The sequence below is a fragment of the Campylobacter sp. BCW_6871 genome, assembly GCF_001762325.1.
GTDB classification, from domain to species: Bacteria; Campylobacterota; Campylobacteria; order Campylobacterales; family Campylobacteraceae; genus Campylobacter_D; species Campylobacter_D jejuni.
Genome location: NZ_MJWQ01000043.1, coordinates 1 through 2,805, shown reverse-complemented (window position 1 = coordinate 2,805; position 2,805 = coordinate 1). Strand labels below are relative to the sequence as shown.

The window sequence follows — 2,805 nt, the reverse complement described above, 5'->3', positions numbered from 1 at the left end:
GTGGAGTTTAGGAAGATATAAGCTTGATAGTTTTGAAGTTCTTCAAAAGTAAAATCTGTCGTTGCTTCTAATTTATAAAGTTCATCATAAATACTTTGACAATCAATGATGCTTTTATTTTCACAAAACAAATAAATACTTTTTTTATCTTTATGAATAGAATATAAAAAGTCTTTACCTATCATAATTTTCCTAAATAATACCTATTTTAGCTTTTCCATTAAAATACAAAGCTTGTGATATTTTACAAACTCCACCTAAATATTGCTCATCCCAAATTTGATCTTTTATTTTATAACTTTTTGAATTATATCCATATATTTTTGTTATATTATTAATATTTTTAAGACATTTCATATCTTTATAAACCACAATAAAAATTCTAAATTCCCCAATGGCAATTTTATGAGCTAAATTTTCTTGATTATTAATAAAGGAACAATCTTTTCTGTATTTATTAAAATCATTTTTATCAAGAATTAAAATGTATTTTTCTTTTTCTTGTGCCTTTAAAATAAAATCTATGATTTTTGTTTGACTAATGGTAGGAGTTTTATAACTTGTATAATAATTATCTCCAAGCTCTTCTAAAATACCATTTGTTTCTTGCATTATGGTGGCTATTAATGAAAGAAAATATTCAAAATGATTGATTTTTTCTGGAGAACTTCTAAAAAGTCCAAGAGGTCCATTTTTAAGAGCGAAATTTTTATTATTAATAGCATTATTTTTTAACACAAAAGTTTCTGTATAAATTTGAATATTTTTCATAAAATGATTAAGATACTCTATACACTCACTAAGGCTTTTATCTTTGACTTTGTTATAGTTAGCATCTAATTCTAAAAGATAGGAATAAAAATAGAGAGTTTGGGTAAGGGGGATAATGGAGTGCTCCCCTGTTACTCCAGAGCTTGTATTGATTGTATGAAGCAGTGTTGTATCGCTATATTGATTGTCTTGATGTAATCCTAGCTTAATCCCTAGTTTTGATATAGGAGAGCCGATATACCATTCATTTTTATATTCATTATTACTTGATTCACAATGAAAGATAGAATCTTGAATTGAGAGTTTGTATATATATCTTTCATCTCCTTTAAGTTCAAAATTTTGAGGTGTTCTCCTATCTTCTTTAAAATGTTGCCAATAATTATAAGCAAGTTGTCTATAATATGGTGCAATATCTGCTAAGATAGGAATGGCATTAATATCAAGTGTCATCATTGTTGTATGAGTAGAAAGACTCATTGTTATCCCATAGTATTGACTTTGTTTTTCTTGGATTATCTTGTGTAATATCTCTCGTATCTTACTTTCTAAGAAAATATTATCTTTGCCTAAATCTCTTGCTCTATTTGCTATATTTTCTATTTCTTCTTTTATAAATCTTTCTTGTTGTTCTTTGCTGTGAAATATAAAGAGTTTTACTATATAATCATAAGGAGGTGCTATCTTTCTAGCTCCAGGTGCATTACAAGTATATAAAGCTTTGATATTGTTTCTATTCCTATCATCACAGATACTTAAAGCAAAGAGTTGTGCTAGACAGCCTCCAAGAGAGTGTCCTGTAATAGTAAGAGAATCTTTTTCTTTGATTTGTGGATAATCTTAATACAAGTTTCATAAAAGTTTAGCATATCATCATATTGGGCTTTAGGTATAGAGCCTATGGTTAAAGAAGCATCAGCTACAAACAAATCCATTTCTGTTCCTCTAATGGCTAAAATATAATTGATATAGCCATATTCACTGGTATAGCCTTCTTCTTTTGTTTTACTATCAATTTGTTTTCTTTTTTCTCCAAATAAAGTAGCAGAAAAACCTGAATTTGCATTAGGACAATGTTTTAATAAATCATAGCGAGAAAAGAATTGTTTAGCTTGGAGTGGGGAGAAGTCGCCACTAAATAACTCATCATCAAAGAAGCCATTTTTAGCTTTCCTGTTTTTTCATCTTTAAAATATTTGTATTCTATGTTGAGAATATCAATTAGGGTGGGGAATACAGATTGGGTTGTATCTTCTTTAATATCTCTAAAATATTTTAATCTTTTCCAATCCTTACCATTTTCCTCTGGCTTATAACTTTCATTAGCTAAATGAAAATATCCATAGGCTGCCCAAGGAAGTTCTGCATTGTCTCGTAATTTAGTGATTAATCCTTTATTGTCCATTTTTGCTCCTTTGTATTGAAGTACAAACTGCAATATTCTTCTATCTCTATCCACTCAATATTATAACTAGCCACAGATTCTTACTCTAAATTGTAACGTCTTGTATTCCAAGTATCAAGTAAAATTATTGATGTAATGTTATCTTTAGAGATAAGTTTTTTATTGCTATACAGAATAGCCATTATATCATATCTAGTCTTTTTTATTTCTCCTATATATGTTGCATATTCTCTAAAATTTTGCAAATAGAATTGCTATTCTTTACTTATTTTATAAGCTCTTCTATTCAGCTCCTCCCAATCTAATGTATCCAAACTTAATCCAAAATACCCTAGAATCTTATTATACTTTAGGAAGTTCATTTAACTTACACATATTCCTAAATTGCCAATAACTAGGCTCTAAATAATAAGAATAAGGAGTATAATAAAAGATAATTAAGCCTATACTTCCAAGAAAGACTAAAAACTTTGAAACGCTTTTTGTAGATTTAAAGATGATTTTATAAATAAATTTTAATATAAGATAAGAAAGAATAGTAGAAATTATAATAAGAAGTAATATATATGTCATGGGTTATCTCCTTAGATTCTCTATTTTATTAAAATTAAGATGTAATTTTGTGGTTT

The 2,805-nt window shown here is 27.5% G+C and carries 2 protein-coding genes and 2 pseudogenes; all 4 read right to left on the bottom strand.

Annotated features, from left to right (window positions below; translation table 11 throughout):
- Positions 1-185, bottom strand: a pseudogene (locus tag AJ930_RS04585) (hypothetical protein); the annotation flags it as partial.
- Between the two features lie 7 nt (positions 186-192).
- Positions 193-1,251: a hypothetical protein gene (locus AJ930_RS10535; RefSeq protein ID WP_251988567.1), complete on the bottom strand. Its 1,059-nt coding sequence runs from the start codon at positions 1,249-1,251 to the stop codon at positions 193-195.
- A gap of 273 nt (positions 1,252-1,524) precedes the next feature.
- Positions 1,525-1,575 (bottom strand): annotated as a pseudogene (locus AJ930_RS10530) (hypothetical protein); the annotation flags it as partial.
- A 274-nt stretch (positions 1,576-1,849) separates the two neighbouring features.
- Complete coding sequence (locus AJ930_RS10290) at positions 1,850-2,176, bottom strand: hypothetical protein (protein ID WP_070274907.1); 327 nt, start codon at positions 2,174-2,176, stop codon at positions 1,850-1,852.
- Positions 2,177-2,805 lie beyond the last annotated feature (629 nt).

Bases quoted from the DNA above. Each gene is read 5' to 3' on its own strand.
- AJ930_RS10290 (WP_070274907.1), bottom strand. From the start codon at position 2,176: ATGGACAATAAAGGATTAATCACTAAATTACGAGACAATGCAGAACTT.
- AJ930_RS10535 (WP_251988567.1), bottom strand. From the start codon at position 1,251: ATGAGTCTTTCTACTCATACAACAATGATGACACTTGATATTAATGCC.